Here is an 18,282-nt window from a genome sequence, read left to right as displayed (position 1 = left end):
CATCCAGGCGCCCCCGGGTCCCCCCGGAATCCCATCAAGATCTGACGCCCCTGCGGCCCGGTGCCCGCACCGGGAGGGGCGCCACTGACGAGGAGAGAACGGCGCGATGCCGAAGAACAAGACGCACAGCGGTGCCAGCAAGCGCTTCAAGATCACCGGCTCCGGCAAGGTGCTCCGCGAGAGGGCCGGCAAGCGCCACCTTCTTGAGCACAAGTCGTCCAAGAAGACCCGCTCGCTGACCGGCACGGTCGTCGTGGCTCCGGCCGACGCCAAGAAGATCAAGAAGCTTCTCGGCAAGTGAGGCCGTCGCCCCCGGTGAATCCGGGGGCGCGCCCTCGATCCGACCGGGACCAATTCGTTTCCGGGCCGTGTGAGTACGACCACGGCCCCGCTACAAGGAGTTAACAAGTGGCACGCGTCAAGCGGGCAGTCAACGCCCACAAGAAGCGCCGGGCGATTCTCGAAGCCGCCAGCGGTTACCGCGGTCAGCGCTCGCGCCTGTACCGCAAGGCCAAGGAGCAGGTCACCCACTCCCTGGTCTACAACTACAACGACCGTAAGAAGCGCAAGGGCGACTTCCGTCAGCTGTGGATCCAGCGCATCAACGCCGCTGCCCGCCAGAACGGCATGACGTACAACCGCCTCATCCAGGGTCTGAAGGCCGCCAACATCGAGGTGGACCGCAAGATCCTGGCCGAGCTCGCGGTGAACGACGCCAACGCGTTCGCGACCCTCGTCGAGGTGGCCCAGAAGGCCCTCCCGAGCGACGTCAACGCCCCGAAGGCCGCCTGATTCAGGGCCGCACTTCCTGGTATTGAGCCGGACCCGCAGGCGCTCGCCGTCTGCGGGTCCGGTGCGTTGCACCCCCGTCACCACCTGTCACGACCCGCACCTTCGTACGCAGAGAGGCTCGCCGCCGATCATGGGCATCCCTGAACTGATCTCCCCGCGATCGCCACGGGTCGCCGCCGCCCGACGGCTGGCCAGGCGCAACTTCCGCGGCAAGGAGCGCAGGTTCATCGCAGAGGGACCACAGGCCGTGCGCGAGGCCGCGGCCCACCGGGGCGGCGACGGCGAGGCGACCCTGGTCGAACTGTTCGCCACCGTCGAGGCCGCGGAACGGTACGAGGCCATCATCGACGCGGCCCTCGCGGCGGGCGCCCGGGTGCACCTGGCCGACAGCGAGGTGCTCGCCGATGTGTCGCAGACCGTGACCCCGCAGGGCCTGATCGGCGTCTGCCGCTTCCTCGACTCGCCGTTCGAGTCGGTCCTCGCCGCGCGGCCGAAGCTCGTCGCCGTCCTGGCGAACGTCCGGGACCCCGGGAACGCCGGTACGGTGCTGCGCTGCGCCGACGCGGCGGGCGCCGACGCCGTCGTCCTCACCGACGCCTCGGTCGACCTCTACAACCCCAAGTCGGTGCGCGCGTCCGTCGGTTCGCTCTTCCACCTGCCGGTCGCCGTCGGGGTGCCCGTCGAGCAGGCCGTACGGGGGCTGCGGGACGCGGGCTCCCGGATCCTGGCAGCCGACGGCGCGGGCGAGGACGACCTCGACGACGAACTCGACGCGGGCACCATGGGCGGCCCCACCGCCTGGGTCTTCGGCAACGAGGCCTGGGGCCTGCCGGAGGAGACCCGGGCGCTGGCCGACGCCGTGGTGCGGGTACCGATCCACGGCAAGGCGGAGAGCCTCAACCTCGCCACCGCCGCCGCCGTCTGCCTGTACGCCTCCGCGCGCGCCCAGCGCCCGCCCCGGAGCACGGGCTGACCCACCCGGTCGTCTCTCGGAGCGACGCAGGGTGTCGCTCCGTCACCGACGACTAGTAGGGTGACGAACTCGGGGGCCCACTGCACCGGTTCGAGAGGTGGGGTACGGGAATATGGCTGTCGGCATGAGCGGACCGCAGGCGACGGACGCGGCCGTCGTGCGCGTGGACGCGGACCCGGAAGCCGGTCCCGCCGGCCAGGGGCTGGACCCTGACGACCTTCCCGACGGGCTCGTCGTCGCGGACGAGACCGGCCGGGTGATCTGCTTCAACGCCGCCGCCGTACGGATCACCGCCATGCCCAGGGCCGCCGCCCTCGGCCGCCCGCTGGAGCACGCGCTGCCGCTGGAGGACCTCAAGGGCCGCCGCTGGTGGGAGCTGACCGACCCCTACGGCGGCCTCGCCACCCGGGTCGGCCAGCCCGAACGGAATCTGCTGCTGCCCGGCGGCCGCGAGGTCCTCGTCTCCGCTCGCTACGTACGCGAGAGCCCCACCGGGCCCGTCCGCCGGCTGGTGATCAGCCTGCGCGGCACCGAGGCCCGCCGCCGCACAGAGCGCAGCCACGCCGAGCTGATCGCCACCGTCGCACACGAGCTGCGCTCGCCGCTGACCTCCGTCAAGGGCTTCACCGCCACGCTGCTGGCGAAGTGGGAGCGCTTCACCGACGACCAGAAGCGGCTGATGCTGGAGACGGTCTACGCCGACGCCAACCGCGTCACCCGGCTCATCACCGAGCTGCTCGACATCTCCCGGATCGACTCGGGCCGGCTGGAGCTGCGCCGCCAGCCCGTGGACCTCTCGGCGGCCGTGGAGCGCCACATCCAGGCGCTCACCGCGAACGGCCAGGCGCCGGACCGTTTCCTCGTGCGTACCTGCCAGCCGCTGCCCGCCGTCTGGGCCGACCCGGACAAGGTCGACCAGGTGCTGGGCAACCTGCTGGAAAACGCGGTGCGCCACGGCGAGGGAACCGTCACCATCGAGGTGGCACCCGCACCGGCCAAGAGCGACGAGAAGGGAACGGCCGTCACCGTGAGCGACGAAGGCACCGGCATCCCCGAGGAGTCGATGGGCCGCGTCTTCACCCGCTTCTGGCGGGGCAGCAAACGCGGCGGCACGGGCCTGGGCCTCTACATCGTCAAAGGCATCGTCGAGGCGCACGGCGGCACGATCACCGTCGGCCGCGGCCCCGGCGGCGGCGCCGAATTCCGATTTATCCTGCCCGTGAGCACGCCGGCCTACATGAAGTAGCGGCCGGGCGGCCCACGGGCGCCTCCCACACCTTGTGGCCCTTAGACTCGACCATTGGCACCTTTGCGTCCTCCAGTCGTCGAGCGGGGTCGCGCCACCAGCCAATCGGAAGTACGGGAAGAGATGTCGGCACCGAACAAGTCGTACGACCCAGTCGAGGTCGAGGCACTGAAACCGGAAGAGATCGAGCGCATCCGGGACGAGGCGCTCGCCGCCTTCGCCGCCGCGGGCGACCTCGACGCGCTCGCCCAGGCGAAGACCGCGCACACCGGTGGTACCTCGCCCCTGTCCCTCGCCAACCGCGAGATCGGCGCGCTGCCGCCGCAGGCCAAGGCAGAGGCCGGCAAGCGCGTGGGCCAGGCCCGCGCCGCCGTGGGCAGGGCGCTCGCCGCCCGCCAGGCGGAGCTGGAGGCCGAGCGGGACGCCCGGGTCCTGGTCGAGGAGGCGGTGGACGTCACGCTGCCCTACGACCGCACCCCGGCCGGCGCCCGCCACCCGCTGACGACGATCATGGAGCGCGTCGCCGACGTCTTCGTGGCCATGGGCTACGAGATCGCGGAGGGCCCGGAGGCCGAGGCCGAGTGGTTCAACTTCGACGCCCTGAACTTCGTGCCCGACCACCCGGCCCGGCAGATGCAGGACACCTTCTTCGTCGAGGGCGCCGACGGCGCGAAGAACGACGAGTCCGGTGTCGTCCTGCGCACCCACACCTCGCCGGTGCAGGCCCGCACGCTGCTCGACCGCGAGCCCCCCGTCTACGTCGTCTGCCCCGGCCGGGTCTACCGGACCGACGAGCTGGACGCGACGCACACCCCGGTCTTCCACCAGATCGAGCTGCTCGCCGTCGACGAGGGCCTCACCATGGCCGATCTGAAGGGCACCCTCGACCACATGGTCCAGGCGCTCTTCGGCCCGGACATGAAGACCCGGCTGCGGCCGAACTTCTTCCCGTTCACCGAGCCGTCCGCCGAGATGGACATGGTCTGCTACGTCTGCCGCGGCGAGTCCGTCGGCAACCCGGACCGCCCGTGCCGCACCTGCGGCAGCGAGGGCTGGATCGAGCTCGGCGGCTGCGGCATGGTCAACCCCAAGGTGCTCATCGCCTGCGGCGTCGACCCCCAGAAGTACAGCGGATTCGCCTTCGGGTTCGGCATCGAGCGGATGCTGATGTTCCGCCACAACGTAGAAGACATGCGAGACATGGTCGAAGGCGACGTCCGGTTCACCCGGCCCTTCGGGATGGAGATCTGATGCGCGTCCCGCTTTCCTGGCTGCGGGAGTACGTCGACCTGCCTGCCACCGAGACCGGCCGTGATGTACAGGCCAAGCTCGTCGCCGTCGGCCTTGAGGTCGAGACGGTCGAGCAGACCGGCGCCGGCCTCAAGGGCCCGCTGGTCGTCGGAAAGGTGCTCACCATCGAGGAGCTGGAGGGCTTCAAGAAGCCCATCCGCTTCTGCACGGTGGACGTCGGCACCGCGAACGGCACCGGCGAGCCGCAGGAGATCGTCTGCGGCGCCCGTAACTTCGCCGTCGGCGACAAGGTCGTCGTGGTCCTGCCCGGCGCCGTGCTGCCCGGTGACTTCGCGATCGCCGCGCGCAAGACGTACGGCAAGACCTCGCACGGCATGATCTGCTCCGGCGACGAGCTGGGCATGGGCGACGACGGCAGTGGCGGCATCATCGTGCTGCCGCCGGAGCACGAGGTCGGCACCGACGCGATCGAACTGCTCCAGCTCGTCGACGAGGTCCTCGACATCGCCGTCACCCCCGACCGGGGCTACTGCCTGTCGATGCGCGGCGTCGCCCGTGAGACCGCCATCGCCTACGGCCTGCCGCTGCGCGACCCGGCCCTCCTGGACGTGCCCGCGCCGAACGCGTACGGCTACCCGGTCCAGGTCGCGGACCCGATCGGCTGCTCCCGCTTCACCGCGCGCACCGTGGTCGGCCTCCAGCCGGAGGCCCGGTCCCCGATCTGGCTCCAGCGCCGCCTCCAGAAGGCCGGGATGCGGCCGATCTCGCTCGCGGTCGACGTCACCAACTACGTGATGCTCGAACTGGGCCAGCCGCTGCACGCCTACGACCGGACCCGGATCGACGGCCCGATCGGGGTGCGCCGCGCGGAGCCGGGCGAGAAGCTCACCACCCTCGACGGCGCCGTCCGGGTCCTGGACCCGGCCGACCTCGTCATCACCGACAACCGCGGGCCGATCGGCCTGGCCGGTGTCATGGGCGGGGCCAACACGGAGATCGCGGACGCCGCGGAGGACGCGCACACCACCGAGGTCGTCATCGAGGCCGCGCACTTCGACGCGATCTCGATCGCCCGCACCGCGCGCCGCCACAAGCTGGCCTCAGAGGCGTCCAAGCGCTTCGAGCGCGGCGTCGACCCGCAGGCCGCCGCCGCTGCCGCGCAGCGCACCGTGGACCTGCTGGTGCTGCTCGCCGGCGGCACGGCTGAGGCGGGGGTCACCGAGGTGACCGCCCCGTCCGGCCCGCGCACCATCACGATGGCGGCCGACCACCCGGACAGGGTGGCCGGTGTCGCCTACGGCCGCGAGACCGTCGTCCGCCGCCTCCAGGAGGTCGGCTGCGACGTCTACGGGCAGGACGAGCTGCTCGTCACGGCCCCGTCCTGGCGGCCCGACCTGAACGAGCCGAACGACCTGGCGGAAGAGGTCATCCGGCTGGAGGGTTACGAGAACCTCCCGTCCACCCTGCCGACGCCGCCCTCCGGCCGCGGGCTCACCGACCGCCAGCGGCTGCACCGCCGCGTCGGCCGGGCCCTCGCGGGCGCGGGCTACGTCGAGGCGCTGAACTACCCGTTCACCGGCGAAGCCGTCCTGGACCAGCTGGGCCTGGACGCGGACGACGACCGCCGCCGCACGGTCCGGCTCGTCAACCCGCTCTCCGACGAGGAGCCGTCGCTGCGCACCACGCTGCTGCCGGGCCTCCTCGGCGCACTGCGGCGCAACGACGGCCGGGGCAGCCACGACCTCGCGCTCTTCGAGACCGGTCTCGTCTTCCGGCCGACCGGCCAGGAGACCAAGCCCGTCCGGCTCCCCGTCGACCGGCGCCCCACCGACGAGGAGATCGCCTCGCTCAACGCGGCGCTCCCGCGTCAGCCGCGCCGCGCCGCCGTCGTCCTCGCGGGCGCCCGCGAGCAGGCCGGCTGGTGGGGCAAGGGCCGCCCGGCCGACTGGGCGGACTCCGTCGAGGCCGCCCGCACCATCGCCCGTGAGGCCGGTGTCGAGCTCACGATCCGCGCCGGGCAGCACGCGCCGTGGCACCCGGGCCGCTGCGCCGCGCTGTACGTGACGGTCAACGGCGAGGAGACCCTGTTCGGGCACGCCGGTGAGCTGCACCCGCGCGTCATCAAGGAGCTCCACCTGCCCGAGCGCACCTGCGCCATGGAGGTCGAGCTCGACGTCCTGGAGCGGGCCGTGGACGGCGCGCTCCAGGCGCCCAGGATCTCCACCTTCCCGGTGGCGACCCAGGACGTCGCGCTGGTCGTCGAGCAGGACGTGCCCGCCGCGGAGGTGGAGCGGGCGCTGCGCGAGGGCGCGGGTGAACTCCTCGAATCGCTGCGGCTGTTCGACGTCTTCACGGGCGAGCAGATCGGCGGGGGCCGCAAGTCCCTGGCGTACGCGCTGCGGTTCCGTGCCGCGGACCGCACGCTGACCGTCGACGAGGCCACCGCCACCCGGGACGCCGCGGTGGCGCTGGCCGCCGAGCGCACGGGCGCGGTGCTGCGCGGCGCGTAACGGCTCGGGCGCACAGCGAGGAGGGGCGTGTCCGGCCACCGGACACGCCCCTCCCGCGTGCTCGCCCGGAGGCGGGGGACCGCACCCGGGCCCCGGCCGGGTCCGGGGGAACCCGGCGCCCGGCCGACCCCGCAGCCACCCTCCGATCCGTGGGCAGTGGGTCGTGCGATCCGGCGCCGTCCGCACTGCCGCGGAGTGTCGGGCAGGTCGGCAGAGCGGACGGCGCGGGTGCGGGTCGTCGTGCTGTACGAGGGGGAGCAGACGACCCGGCCGCCTCTTGCGAGGGACTCAGTCAAGCCATTCGCCGGCCCGCGCAACAGCGTGCGCAGCGGGACGGTTCGGGCATTCCGTTCACACCCCGTGTGAATCGTGCTCCACTGGGGCGACACGTCCTGGCGTGCCGACCCACCGGAGGGGGCAATGGGGGCAATGGAGCCCAACACTCTGCTAGAGGCTCTGATCGACGAGGCGGGTGTCTCCCGGGCCGGGCTCGCCGCGCACGTCAACCGGGCCGGCCGCGGCCGGGGTCTGTGCCTGCGGTACGAACACACCGCCGTCGCCCGCTGGCTGAAGGGCCAGCGCCCGCGCGGCCAGGTGCCCGACCTGATCTGCGAAGTGCTCGGCGGCCGCCTGCGCAGGGCCGTCTCGCTCGACGACATCGGCATGGCGGCCCACGACGGGCGCGCTCCCGGGCAGGGGTCCTCGCTCACCGGATTCGTCGAACGGGCCACCGCGCTGTGGCGCTCCGACGAACAGCAGCGCCCGCACGTCGTCGCCGCCCCGGCCGTCACCGGGACGACCGCCGTGATGCCGGTGTGGGAGTGGGAGAACCCGCCGGAGGACGCGGATGTGTCACGCGCCGGTACGAGCCGGGTCAGCATGGCCGACATAGCGACACTGCGGGCCGCCCGCGCCCACTACGAACTCATGTACCGCAGGGCGGGCGGTATCGCGACGCGCTCGCGCATCGTCGGCTTCCTCAACACCGAGACCGCTCCGCTGCTGCGCGGCGGCTACAGCGACGCGATGGGGCGTCAGCTGCACCGGGCGACGGGCGGGCTGGTGGCCGTCGCGGGCATCTGCGCCTACGACTCCGACGCGCACGGGCTCGCCCAGCGCTACTTCCACCAGGCGCTGCGGCTGGCCAAGGCGAGCGGGGACCGGGGGCTGGGCGGCTATGTGATCGCGCTGCTGGTCAACCAGTCGCTGTTCCTGGCCGACTACCGGCAGTCCGTCGCGTTCGCGGAGGCGGCGCTGCGGGCCGCCGGACGCGACATCACCCCCGCGCTCGCCGCCGATCTGCACGCGATGCAGGCCAAGGCGTACGCCCACTTCGGGGACGGCGGCAGTGCCCTGAAGTCCATCCGGCGCGCCGAGTCGGAGGCCGAGCGCATCCGGCCGGGCCAGGAGCCGGACGAGACGGGGTACGTCCAGCCGGGGCTGGTCAACGTCCAGGTGGCGGAGGCGCTGCTGAGCCTCGGTGACCTGTCCTCCGCCAGGGAGCACGCGGTGGCGGCGGTGCGCACGCCCGCGCACGACCGGGGCCGGGTGCACCGGCTGGCCATGCTGACCACCATCGAGCTGCGGCAGGGCGAGGCGGACCGGGCGGCGGTCACGGCCGCGGAGATGGCGGACCGGGCCAGGGGCATGGAGTCGCAGCGGCTGCGTGACCGGCTGCGCTCCGTGCGCGAGCGCCTGGTGGTGAGCGGCAGCGCGGAGGCGGAACGGGCCGCGGAGCTGATCGACGGATCGCTGCGCGTACCACTGTGAGCGCCGGTCTGCTGCGATATGGCCACCTACTAGTCAGAAGGTGGCAGAACTGTGCAGTGGACGAACCTGAACGAACAGACTGTGTACGAGAATCGCTGGTTCCGGGTCAATCTGGCCGATGTCGTCCTCCCGGACGGCGACCATCTCGACCACTACGTCATCCGGCTCCGCCCCGTCGCCGCGGCCACCGTCGTCAACGAGGCGAACGAGGTGCTGCTGCTCTGGCGGCACCGGTTCATCACCGACAGCTGGGGCTGGGAACTCGCGGCGGGTGTCGTCGAGGACAGTGAGGGCCTCGCCGAGGCGGCCGCGCGGGAGATGGAGGAGGAGACCGGCTGGCGCCCGGGACCGCTGCGCCCGCTGCTGACCGTGGAGCCGTCGAACGGTCTCACCGACGCCCGGCACCACTTCTACTGGGGCGAGCAGGCCGAATGGACCGGCGAGCCCTGCGACGCCTTCGAGTCCTCGCGCCGCGAGTGGATACCGCTCAAGCTGGTGCCCGACATGATCGCCCGCGGTGAGGTGCCGGCCGCGGGCATGGCGGCCGGGCTGATGATGCTGCACCACTTACGGCTGGGCTGATCACGGCCGGGCCGAACCGGCCCGCTCCGGTGCGAGTGGCCCGCCGGCGACTCGCACCGGAGCAGTGGGGGAGCGGTGTAACGGCATTCCCCTGCGTAATCGGCTGGGGTCAGGAGAAGGATGCGTCAGCCTTTACCCCGAAGCGCGATTGGCGTGGTTCGCTATTGGCGCGGAACCGGTGAATGCGCCTGCCGGCGCATTCGATAACAGTGGGCGTGTCACAGGCCTTTATGGGGGTCGCTTGCAATGGATCTCCTGCGGCTCGGATGCCATAGGCCCTGAGGATTTCCAATGTCAGGAATGCCGGCCTGGCAGCGCGTGAATATGGGACATACGGCATCTTTCGTGAAGAAGGCCTGATATTGGATGCATGACGGCCGGGCCAAGGGGAAGTGAACCCCGCCTTAAATCGCCCCTTCGGTTCAGAAGGGTGTCATTTACATCACAGAAATTTTTACAAGATCTGTACAACTATCCATAGTCACCGGTGTATGAGAGCGCGGCGAACTCCCGCTCTGCCGCGATCCGCTCGGCGGGATTCCTGCTAAATGCTCCCAAAGTGTCTATGATTCGCAATTCCGACAATGGGTTTGATGTCGACAGTACGGGGCTTTACGTCTTCCGAGCCGCGGATACCCTCGCCCCCGGGCCCGGCCGATGGCGCGCGACTCCGGCAAGTGCCTCTCATTGGTTGCGTACGATAAATCCGCATCGATCGCAGGCAGACCCGGTTAACGCGTGACGACTTGACGTCAACTGCCACATTGAAGAAGGGCGTTATTCATGGCGCAGTCTCTCGCTGATCTCGCATCGGCAAGAGTGCAGAGGATCTTGCGCTTCTTCCCCGAGAGCTCGCAGGCCGAGCGCGAAGAGCTGAGCGCCACTGCGCGGGAACTGCTCGACACCCACGGCGAGGAGGCGCTCACCGCCCTCCGTCCTGCCGCGCGCGTCATTTGGCACCTCGCCGCCGAGGGGCGTGCCGAGGACCTCGTCAAGGTGGTCCGGGGCCAGCGCAGGGACCCGAACGGCTTTCTCGTGGCAGGCGTCCGGCGCCCGCGCCTGGTGCTGCCGGGGATGCGGAGCCTCGCGCTGCCCGAACGGATAACCGAGCTCAAGCCCCGCGATCTGCCGGTGACGGCGCAGCTCACCTCGGTCGAGTGGCGCGGCGACGATCTGGTGTGGGGCGGGTACGCGTTTGTCGCGAACCTGCCGCGCGCATCGAGCCGCGTCATCGGCCGATTCGCGGTGCTGGAGCACGGCGAGACCGGCCGCCGCATCAAACTGCGCATGCGCCGCACCACGAACGAGCAGGCCACCGCCGCCTCCGGACAGGCGCTGCACTGCTACGATCAGTCGGGCTTCGAAGTCGTCGTCCCCGCTCGTCGGCTGCACGAGCTCGCCGGTCTCGGTGCCGGCCAGTGGTTCCTCTACATCGGGATAGCGGGACCGGGCGGGACCTACGGCGCCAGGGTGCGCCCGCGCGACGCGGGCACCGCCGGGCACAACCAGGTCCGTCATCTGCCGGACGGCTCACGTCTGGTGGTCGGCTTCATCAAGAACGCCGTGACCATCACGGTCCAGCAGCCCGCCGCAGAAGTCGAGTCCTGCACCGTCGAGGACGGCGAACTGCGAATCGTCACCAGGGCGCGGAGCGGTGCCGAGCCCCCCACCGCCGTGAGCATCGCCGACGGAGACAACAGACTCGACAGCCCGCTCACTCCGCTGTCCGGTTCCGCTGACGCGTTCCGGCGCCACCAGGCGGTCTTCAGCCTTGCCCAGCTGGCCGAGAACGACCTGCCGGGAATCAAGACCCGCCAGTTCAAGGTGACCTTCCGCGGAGACGACGGGCGTGGCCAGGAGGCCCCCCTCGCCGAGGGCTTCACGACCGCGAGGCACGGGCTCGGCCCCGGCCGTGAGCTGGCCATCTACCGTGACGGGCCCGGCAGGCTGATGCTGGCAACGCGAGCCGTACGACCCGTCGTGGACGCGATGACCGTGCTGGGGCCGGGGGAGCTGGTGCTTGAGGGCACGTATCCGGGTGAGTGGGCGGCCGGGAAGAAGTTCATCCTTCGGCACGGCGTCCGCCTTGAGGAGAAGGAGCTGCCGGTCGAGCTCACCGACGGGCGGTTCACCCTCCGGATCAAGCCGGAGGCGGCCCCCCAGACGCACGGCCCCGAGCTTCCCCTGTGCCCCGGTCGCTGGTACCTGTTCTTCCGCGACGCGGACGCCTGGGACAAGTCCGGGGACGTCCCGGTGACCCTGCGCCCGGAACAGGTGCAGGAGCTGCCCATGTCCTTGAGCGGCCCGCGGCGCGCCTACACCGTGGACCGTCGCTACTTCGACCGCATCTTCATCGAGCCGGAGCGGCTGCTCGGCCCCGACGAACACGGCGCCTACCGGCAGCGCATACTGCGCGAGACGTACTACCACGAGCAGCGCGAGCTCCCCCTGCGTGACTCGGTCCTCTACATCAGCCTCGGGGGCAAGCAGTTCTCGGACTCCCCGCGATCGGTCTACGAGGAGCTGGTGCGCCGGGGGGCCGACCTGGAGCACATCTGGACCCAGGACGCGGGGCTGCCCGAGATGCCGTCGGAAGCGCGTGTGGTCGGCTGGGGCAGCCGCGAGTGGTACGAGGCCCTCGCGCGCAGCCGCTACGTCGTCGTCAACTCGGCGGTGGGCGACTGGTTCGTCACCCGCCCCGGGCAACGGGTCGTGCAGACCTGGCACGGCACGCCGCTGAAGAAGATCGGCAAGGACCTGCTCGGCTCTCCGCAGTCGAGCCCCTCCTACATCGCCGGCCTGCCGCACAGCTACCGGCAGTTCGACTTCGTGGTGTCGCCGAACGCGTACACCACGGAGATCATGCGCAGGGCGTACTCCATCGAGGGCGACCTGCTGGAGAGCGGCTATCCGCGCAACGACGTCTTCCACGCCCCCGACCGTGACGAGCGTGCCGCGCGGGTCAGGGAGCGGCTCGGCCTGCCCGAGGGCAAGAAGGTGGTGCTCTACGCTCCCACCTGGCGGGAGGACCAGAAGCACGCGAGCAAGCTGTACAAACTCGATCTGCGGATCGACCTGGCCGCGGCCCAGGCCGAACTCGGCCACGACCACGTGCTGCTCTTCCGCAAGCACCCCAGGGTCCACGACAACGTGCCGGGTGCCGGCCGGGGCTTCGTGTGGGACGTCACCCGCTACCCGGACATCGCCGATCTGTACCTCGTCGCCGATGTCCTGATCACCGACTACTCCTCGGCGCTCTTCGACTTCGCGCACTCGGGCAAGCCGATGCTGTTCTTCACGTACGACCTGGAGCACTACCGGGACTCGTTGCGCGGCCTGTACTTCGACTTCACCACCCGGGCGCCCGGCCCGCTGCTGAAGACCTCGGAAGAGCTGGTCAAGGCCCTGCGCGACGTCGATGCCGTCGGAGCGGAGTACGGGGAGAAGTACGCACAGTTCAGGGCGGACTTCTGCGAGCCCGGCGACGGTCTCGCGACGGCGCGGGTCGTGGACCGCATGCTCGTGGACTGAAGGTGAGGCGAGCGCGGCCATGCGGCCGCGCGTCGGCACGGAGTGCCTCGACGGGCCCGGCGGAGTAACCGCCGGGCCCGTCGGCGTGACGGTCAGTAGGCGTAGAAACCCGAACCGGTCTTCCGGCCGAGCCGGCCCGCGTCCACCATCCGCTGGAGCAGCGGGGGAGCGGCGTACAGCGGCTCCTTGTACTCGTCGTACATCGAGTCCGCGACCGAGGCCACGGTGTCCAGGCCGATCAGGTCGGCGAGCTTGAGCGGGCCCATCGGGTGGGCGCAGCCCATCTCCATGCCGTTGTCGATGTCCTCGCGGCTGGCGATACCCGACTCGAACATCCGGATCGCGGAGAGCAGGTACGGGATCAGCAGCGCGTTGACGACGAAGCCGGAGCGGTCCTGGGCGCGGATCGGGTGCTTGCCCAGTATGTCCTGCACCACGGCCTCGGCACGCTTGACCGTCTCGTCGGACGTGGTCAGCGCGGGGATCAGCTCGACGAGCTTCTGCACCGGGGCCGGGTTGAAGAAGTGGATGCCGATGACCCTGTCGGGGCGGGAGGTCGCGACAGCCAGCTTCACCAGCGGGATCGAGGAGGTGTTGGAGGCGAGGATCGCGTCCTGCCGGGTCACCACCTGGTCCAGCACCTGGAAGATCTCGGTCTTCACCTGCTCGTTCTCCACCACGGCCTCGATGACGAGATCGCGGTCCGCGAACTCGCCGAGGTCGGTGGTGAAGCTGAGGCGGCCGAGGGTCTCGTCGCGCTCCTCCTCGGTGATCTTGCCGCGTTCTGCGGCCTTCGAGAGGGAGTTGTAGAGCCGGGTGCGGCCGATCTCCAGCGCCTCGCCGGTGGTCTCGGCCACTCTGACATCGAGGCCGCTGCGGGCGCACACCTCCGCGATGCCTGCGCCCATCTGGCCGCAGCCGACCACTCCGACGCGTGCGATGTCCGCCATAGAGTCCGTCACCTCGTGCCTTTCACTGTTCTCCGTGCGGCGGCTTCCGTTCGGTTCCGGGCTCCGCCTCGACCCCACGACGTTACTCCGCGCCCCGCACGGGATCGCAGGCCGGGGCGTGCATGCGCGGCCCTGGCCCGCGATCCCGGGGACCGGATGAGGACAGAGAAACGGCAGGTGCGAAGAAATGCGGCAAATCGGCAGAAGAGGCTTTGTGGCCGGTGCGGCCGGGACGGTGGCCTCGGTGGTGGCCCCCGGCACCGTGGCCGCGGAGGCGGCCGCGGATCCGCCGGGCGAGCGGCGCGCGGAGCGGCCGGGCGCGCCCCGCGACACGCTGCGGCGCGAGCTCAGGGGCATGTGGGTGGGGACGATCGACAACCTCGACTGGCCGTCGAAACCGGGGCTCTCCGCCGCGGCCCAGGAGACGGAGCTGCTCGGCTACCTCGACGAGGCCGTCGACCGGCGGCTCAACGCGGTGATCCTCCAGGTCCGCCCGTCCGCCGACGCGCTGTGGCCCTCCCCGTACGAGCCGTGGGCCAAGTGCCTCACCGGCGTACAGGGCAAGGACCCCGGCTGGGACCCGCTGGGGACCGCGGTGCGGGAGGCGCACAGTCGCGGCCTGGAACTGCACGCCTGGTTCAACCCGTACCGGGTCGCGAACCACACCGACCGCTCCCGGCTGGCCGCCACCCACCCCGCCAGGGTGCACCCCGACTGGGCACTGCCGTACGGCGGGAAGCTCTACTACAACCCGGGGCTGCCCGAGGTCCGGAGCTTCGTCCAGGACGCGATGCTGGACGCGGTGCGCCGGTACGAGATCGACGCGGTCCACTGGGACGACTACTTCTACCCCTACCCGGTGGCCGGGCAGTCCTTCGCGGACGGGGCCGCGTACGAGAAGTACGGTGCGGGCTTCGCGAGCAAGGCGGCCTGGCGGCGTTCCAACACCGACAAGCTGGTGCAGGAGACCGCCCGGCGGATCAAGGCGGTCCGGCCGGGGGTCCGGTTCGGCATCAGCCCGTTCGGGGTGTGGCGCAACGCGTCGACCGACCCGCTCGGCTCGAAGAGCGCGGCCGGGGTGGAGACGTACGACGATCTGTACGCCGACACCCGCGGCTGGATCAAGAAGGGCTGGATTGATTACGTTTGTCCCCAGATTTACTGGAACATCGGCCTCGCCGCCGCCGACTACGCGGTTCTGGTGCCCTGGTGGAACGAGGTGGTACGCGGCACGGGCGTCGACCTCTTCATCGGTGAGGCGCTCTACAAGGCCGGAGATCCGGCCCAGCCCGCGGCCTGGCGGGACCCCGCGGAACTGTCCCGGCACATCGAGCTGGCCGCCGGGTACGACCAGGTCCGCGGCCACGCCTACTTCTCGGCGAGAGCAGTGGTCGCGGACCGGATCGGCGCGATGTCGCGGGTGGTCGCCGACCACTACCGCTCGCGGGTGCGCCCGCCCGGCTGACTCACGGCGCTCCGCCGTCCCTGGGCCCGGAGGCGGGGCCGGCGGAGTGCCGGACGACGCTGTCGGGGCCGGGCGCCAGGAGATGTTCGTGTCCGTCGTCGAAGCGGACGCGGTACGGGGGAGTGCCCCCGTCGCCGAGCACCTCTACGATCTCTGCGACCCGGTCCTGCTGCCCCACGGTCCTGCCGTGCGTCACCAGCCGGTCGCCCGTGTGTGCCTCCATCGGGAGTGACCTCCTCACGGGTGGCGGTCCATGTCGACAAGTCTATGTCCGGACGGTCGCGGCGGGACGATCCGCCGGGGGCGGTCACCGGCCGCGCCCGGCACCGCCCGCGCGCTGCGTCGCCGCGATGCAGAGGAGCACCGCGACGGCGGCCACCGGCGCGGCCGCCGAGACCTCCTCGCCGAGCAGGAAGTACGACCAGACCAGCGTCAGCAGCGGCTGCGCGAGCTGGAGCTGGCTGGCCCGCGCCACCCCGATCTCCGCCATGCCCCGGTACCAGACGTACAGCCCGAAGAAGGTCGAGCAGGCCGCGACCCAGACCACGCCGATCACCCCGTGCGCGGTCAGCCGCACCGGCTCGTACGGCAGCGCGAGCGCGGTGCCCGCCACGGCGAGCGGCAGCGCGAGGATCAGCGCCCAGCCGATCACCTGCCAGCCCGGCATGACCTTCGCCAGCCGGCCGCCCTCCGTGTACCCGGCCGCGCACACCAGCAGGGCGCCGAACAGGAAGACGTCCCCGGCCGAGAGCGTGCCGCCGCTCTGCAGCACGGTGAAGACGATCACCACCCCGGCGCCCGCCACCGCCGCGCTCCAGAACGTACGGGAGGGCCGCGACCCGGTCCGCAGCGAGGAGAACACCGCCGTGGTCAGCGGCAGCAGCCCCACCACCACGGCCGCGTGCGAGGTCGTCGAGGTCTCCAGGGCCAGCGTGGTCAGCAGAGGGAACCCGACCACCACGCCACCCGCCACGACGGCGAGCCCGCCCCAGTGCCGGCGCTCCGGCACCCGCACCCGGGCCGCGAGGAGCACGCCGCCCGCGATCGCGGCGGCCAGCAGACTGCGCAACGCCACCAGGGACCAGGGGCCGAAGCTCTCCAGGCCCCACGCGGTGGAGGGGAAGGTCAGGGAGAAGGCGAGCACGCCGAGCCCGGCGAGCAGCGTGCCGTGCGGCCCCGCCGGCCGGGCGCCGGCGGCGTTGCGCTCGCTGTCCGCACTATCCGCGCTGTCCGTCGTGGGCCCGACCGCTATCGTGCTGCTGGGAGTAGCGCTATCCTCTGCTTTCATGCGTGAGCGTAGCAGTGTGGCCGATCTGGCGGGTTCTCTGCGGAGAGAGCTGAACCGCTACTCACCCGGCGAGAAGCTGCCGTCCAGCCGTGCCCTGGTGGAGCGCTTCCGGGCGAGTCCCGTGACCGTCTCCCGGGCCATCGCACAGCTCGCCGCGGAAGGGCTCGTCGTCACCCGCCCCGGCTCCGGCGCGTTCCGGGCGCAGCCCCGCGGCGCCGCACCGCCGGCCGGCGACACCTCGTGGCAGGAGGTGTCGCTCAGCGGCGACGGCGGCCCCGAGGCCGTACCCCGCAGCGTCGACGCGTCCGGCGTGCTGGCCACCCTGGCGGCCCCGGCCACCGGCGTCGTCGAGTTCAACGGCGGCTATCTGCACAGCTCGCTCCAGCCGGAACGCGCACTCGCCGCCGCCCTCGCGCGGGCCGGCCGCCGCCCCGGCGCCTGGGGCCGTCCGCCCACCGACGGGCTGCCCGAACTGCGCGCCTGGTTCGCCCACGAGATCGGGCCCGCGCTCACCGCCGCCGACGTGCTGATCACCGCCGGGGGCCAGAGCGCGCTGGCCACCGCGCTGCGGGCGCTCGCCCCGCCCGGCGCCCCGGTGCTCGTCGAATCGCCCACCTACCCGGGCATGCTCGCCGTGGCGCGGGCCACCGGGCTGCGGCCCGTCCCCGTCCCGGCCGACACCGACGGGGTGCGGCCCGAACTGCTCGCCGCCGCTTTCCAGGCCACCGGCGCACGGGTCTTCGTCTGCCAGCCGCTGTTCCAGAACCCGACCGGCGCCGTCCTCGCCCGTGCCAGGCGGGCCGAGGCCGTCCGGATCGCCAGGGAGGCGGGGGCGTTCGTCGTCGAGGACGACTTCGCCCGCCGGCTCGTCCACGACGACGCCGGACCGCTGCCGCCGCCGCTGGCCGCGGACGACCCCGACGGAGTCGTCGTCCACGTCTGCTCCCTCACCAAGGTGACCTCGCCCAGCCTCAGGGTGGGCGCCCTCGCCGCGCGCGGCCCGGTACTCGAACGACTGCGCGCGATCCAGGTCGTCGACAGTTTCTTCGTCCCCCGGCCGATCCAGGAGGCCGCGCTCGAACTCGTCGGCACCCCGACCTGGAGCCGCCATCTGCGCTCCCTCTCCGCCGAGCTGCGGACCCGCCGCACCGCGATGGCGGCGGCGCTGCGCGGTGAACTGCCCGCGCTCGCGGTCCCGCACATCCCGGCGGGCGGCGGCAGCCTCTGGGTGGGCCTGCCCGGCACCGGGGCCGGCGCCGACGAGTCCGCGATGGTCTCCGCCGCCCTGCGGGCCGGCGTCGCCGTCGCGCCGGGACGGCCGTACTTCTGCGCCGAACCACCGGCGCCCCACGTCCGGTTGAGCTACGCGGCCGTCGCCGGGACGGCCGAGATCGCGGAGGGCGTGCGACGGCTGCGCACCGCCTGGGAGGGCGCCCTCGGCGCGCCGGAGGCTACGCTCGGAGGATGACGGAAACTCCCCAGCAGCGTTACGAGATATCGTCCGAACCGTCCCGGCTGGACGCGGCCAGGATTCACAACTGGCTCTCCACCGACGCCTATTGGGCGCTCGGCCGGACCCGCGAGCGCCAGGATCTGGCCATCGCCGGCTCACTCAACTTCGGCGCCTACGACCTCGCGTCGGGCGAACAGGTCGGCTACGCCAGGGTGGTGACCGATCACGCCACCTTCGGCTGGGTCTGCGATGTGTACGTCGATCGCGCAGCCCGCGGCCATGGACTCGGCGCGAGCATGGTCACGGCGGCGCGCGATCACCTCGCCGAGGTCGGCGTCCGGACGATCGTGCTCGCCACGGACGACGCCCACGGCGTGTACGAGAAGGTCGGTTTCAAGCCGCTGGACAGTCCGGAGAAGTGGATGTCACTGAAGCTCGGCTGATCCGGAAGCGCTTCCGGCCGCGCTCTTG

The 18,282-nt window shown here is 71.6% G+C and carries 15 protein-coding genes; 12 read left to right on the top strand and 3 right to left on the bottom strand.

All coding sequences use genetic code 11. The annotated features are described in order from the left end of the window. The first annotated feature begins 106 nt into the window (after positions 1–106). From rpmI to ACFVQ0_RS25825, 9 genes are all read left to right on the top strand, one after another. Positions 107–301 carry a 50S ribosomal protein L35 gene (gene rpmI / locus ACFVQ0_RS25865; RefSeq protein ID WP_003970213.1) on the top strand — a complete coding sequence of 65 codons (195 nt, stop codon included), beginning with the start codon at positions 107–109 and terminating at the stop codon, positions 299–301. 107 nt (positions 302–408) lie between these two features. Next, a complete protein-coding gene (rplT, locus tag ACFVQ0_RS25860) occupies positions 409–792 on the top strand; it encodes a 50S ribosomal protein L20 (RefSeq protein WP_073737428.1) in 384 nt (127 codons plus the stop codon). A 130-nt stretch (positions 793–922) separates the two neighbouring features. After that, positions 923–1,765: a TrmH family RNA methyltransferase gene (locus ACFVQ0_RS25855; protein WP_390091586.1), complete on the top strand. Its 843-nt coding sequence runs from the start codon at positions 923–925 to the stop codon at positions 1,763–1,765. Between the two features lie 124 nt (positions 1,766–1,889). After that, positions 1,890–3,011, top strand: coding sequence for an ATP-binding protein (locus ACFVQ0_RS25850; RefSeq protein ID WP_390091585.1), 1,122 nt, complete (start codon positions 1,890–1,892; stop codon positions 3,009–3,011). A 123-nt stretch (positions 3,012–3,134) separates the two neighbouring features. Then, the gene (gene pheS, locus ACFVQ0_RS25845; protein ID WP_390091584.1) at positions 3,135–4,262 is read left to right on the top strand and encodes a phenylalanine--tRNA ligase subunit alpha; all 1,128 of its coding nucleotides are present in this window, start codon (positions 3,135–3,137) and stop codon (positions 4,260–4,262) included. Continuing rightward, complete coding sequence (pheT, locus tag ACFVQ0_RS25840; RefSeq protein WP_390091583.1) at positions 4,262–6,772, top strand: phenylalanine--tRNA ligase subunit beta; 2,511 nt, start codon at positions 4,262–4,264, stop codon at positions 6,770–6,772. Before pheS ends, pheT begins: the two co-directional genes overlap by 1 nt. 429 nt (positions 6,773–7,201) lie before the next feature. Next, complete coding sequence (locus tag ACFVQ0_RS25835) at positions 7,202–8,542, top strand: transcriptional regulator (RefSeq protein WP_390091582.1); 1,341 nt, start codon at positions 7,202–7,204, stop codon at positions 8,540–8,542. A gap of 51 nt (positions 8,543–8,593) precedes the next feature. Further along, positions 8,594–9,124 carry an NUDIX domain-containing protein gene (locus ACFVQ0_RS25830; RefSeq protein ID WP_390091581.1) on the top strand — a complete coding sequence of 177 codons (531 nt, stop codon included), beginning with the start codon at positions 8,594–8,596 and terminating at the stop codon, positions 9,122–9,124. Between the two features lie 783 nt (positions 9,125–9,907). Continuing rightward, positions 9,908–12,655, top strand: coding sequence for a CDP-glycerol glycerophosphotransferase family protein (locus ACFVQ0_RS25825; RefSeq protein WP_390091580.1), 2,748 nt, complete (start codon positions 9,908–9,910; stop codon positions 12,653–12,655). 92 nt (positions 12,656–12,747) lie between these two features. Here the strand turns inward: ACFVQ0_RS25825 and ACFVQ0_RS25820 are convergent, their stop codons facing one another. Continuing rightward, positions 12,748–13,605 (bottom strand): 3-hydroxybutyryl-CoA dehydrogenase, encoded by an 858-nt coding sequence (locus ACFVQ0_RS25820; RefSeq protein ID WP_073737446.1) that lies wholly within the window; start codon positions 13,603–13,605, stop codon positions 12,748–12,750. Between the two features lie 214 nt (positions 13,606–13,819). Between ACFVQ0_RS25820 and ACFVQ0_RS25815 the strand changes: the two genes are divergently transcribed. Further along, positions 13,820–15,070 (top strand): glycoside hydrolase family 10 protein, encoded by a 1,251-nt coding sequence (locus ACFVQ0_RS25815; protein ID WP_390091579.1) that lies wholly within the window; start codon positions 13,820–13,822, stop codon positions 15,068–15,070. Between the two features lies 1 nt (position 15,071). On the opposite strand, the gene ACFVQ0_RS25810 is transcribed toward ACFVQ0_RS25815, so the two are convergent. After that, positions 15,072–15,293, bottom strand: coding sequence for a DUF1918 domain-containing protein (locus ACFVQ0_RS25810; RefSeq protein WP_390091578.1), 222 nt, complete (start codon positions 15,291–15,293; stop codon positions 15,072–15,074). An 84-nt stretch (positions 15,294–15,377) separates the two neighbouring features. Further along, positions 15,378–16,358 carry a DMT family transporter gene (locus ACFVQ0_RS25805; protein WP_390091577.1) on the bottom strand — a complete coding sequence of 327 codons (981 nt, stop codon included), beginning with the start codon at positions 16,356–16,358 and terminating at the stop codon, positions 15,378–15,380. On the opposite strand from ACFVQ0_RS25805, the gene ACFVQ0_RS25800 reads away from it, so the two are divergent. Then, a complete protein-coding gene (locus ACFVQ0_RS25800) occupies positions 16,357–17,826 on the top strand; it encodes a PLP-dependent aminotransferase family protein (RefSeq protein WP_390091576.1) in 1,470 nt (489 codons plus the stop codon). The genes ACFVQ0_RS25805 and ACFVQ0_RS25800 overlap by 2 nt on opposite strands. Further along, positions 17,823–18,254, top strand: coding sequence for a GNAT family N-acetyltransferase (locus tag ACFVQ0_RS25795; protein WP_390091575.1), 432 nt, complete (start codon positions 17,823–17,825; stop codon positions 18,252–18,254). Before ACFVQ0_RS25800 ends, ACFVQ0_RS25795 begins: the two co-directional genes overlap by 4 nt. The last annotated feature ends 28 nt before the right edge of the window (positions 18,255–18,282 follow it).

Origin of the sequence: Streptomyces sp. NPDC057900 (genome assembly GCF_042887885.1) — a bacterium.
Taxonomy (GTDB): Bacteria; Actinomycetota; Actinomycetes; order Streptomycetales; family Streptomycetaceae; genus Streptomyces.
The sequence above is the reverse complement of the archived record's forward strand: the minus strand, read 5'-3'. Positions and strand labels throughout refer to the sequence as shown.